This is a genomic window from Emticicia sp. W12TSBA100-4, from assembly GCF_040253585.1.
Classification (GTDB): Bacteria; Bacteroidota; Bacteroidia; order Cytophagales; family Spirosomataceae; genus Emticicia.
In genome coordinates this window covers 1-1,148 of the sequence record NZ_JBELAU010000049.1, presented here as the reverse complement: position 1 = coordinate 1,148, position 1,148 = coordinate 1, and the positions used below count along the sequence as shown (strand labels likewise).

At 33.6% G+C, this 1,148-nt stretch carries 1 protein-coding gene; it reads left to right on the top strand.

From position 1 onward, the window contains the following. Window positions 1–86: 86 nt before the first annotated feature. A complete protein-coding gene (locus ABR854_RS25675; protein ID WP_350268721.1) occupies window positions 87–1,148 on the top strand; it encodes an IS4 family transposase in 1,062 nt (353 codons plus the stop codon).

The window sequence follows — 1,148 nt, the reverse complement described above, 5'->3', positions numbered from 1 at the left end:
TCTGAGTATATGTCAAAACTTTGAAAAGAGCCAAAAGATTTGTAAAATGGGTTTACCAAGACTCACAAAACAAATCAAATTGGCTCATGGAGGATAAAAATACAAGTATTGATTTGCATTTGCAAGCCCATTTAGGGTGGCATAAAGCACGAATTAAATTTTTAGAGTTATTAATTATCTCCCTTATTCGGACACGAACAGTCGTTTTTAGTATTAATGCTGTAAGTCTCAATGATAGAGTAATTTGTAGTAATCTCAGACGCATACAGCGATTTTTCAGTGATTTTACGATTGATTTTGATGTGATAGCTAAGATTTTAGTGGCAATCAATCCCGTTAAAAGCCCTTATAAACTCAGCATAGATAGAACTAATTGGCAGTTCGCTGGTATAAATTATAATATTCTGTGCCTTACTATCGTAGCAGAGGGGGGGAGCTTACCTATACTCTGGACGATGTTAGACAAACGGGGGAACTCAAACCAAAACGAACGTAAAGACCTCATTATCAGATATATTCGTTTATTTGGTTTGGATTCAATAGAATGTTTAATGGCAGATAGGGAATTTATCGGACAGGAATGGATAGGGTTTTTATCTTCTCATCCAATCAAATTCTATCTTAGAATCAGAGAAAATCTAATGGTCAATCAAAAAGGTCGAGAATTAAAAGTCTTCTGGCTGTTTAATAATTTACCACTTAATCAAGTTAGGTCGCTTGATAAACCTTTAAAAGTCAATGGACAATGGGTTTATCTTACAGGAATGAAAATACTCAATTCAAAAAACCAAATTGAATATGTCATTGTAGCAACTTACCAATTTGACCAGCAAGCTATGAGTCTTTATGCCCAAAGATGGACAATTGAATGTTTTTTTAAGGCAATTAAATCGGCGGGGTTCAATATTGAGGACACTCACCTAACTGACCAAAAACGATTAGAAAAACTTTTTGCCGTTGTCTGTATAGCTTTTGTTTGGGTCTATCTTGTAGGAGAATATCAAAATCAAATTAAGAAAATACCCATTTTGAAACACCAAAGAAGAGCTTTTAGCATCTTTCGATATGGTTTAGATGAACTTAATAGAGCTTTAATCTTTGATTCACAGTTAGTTATAAATTACTCAAAACTTTTGACATATACTTAG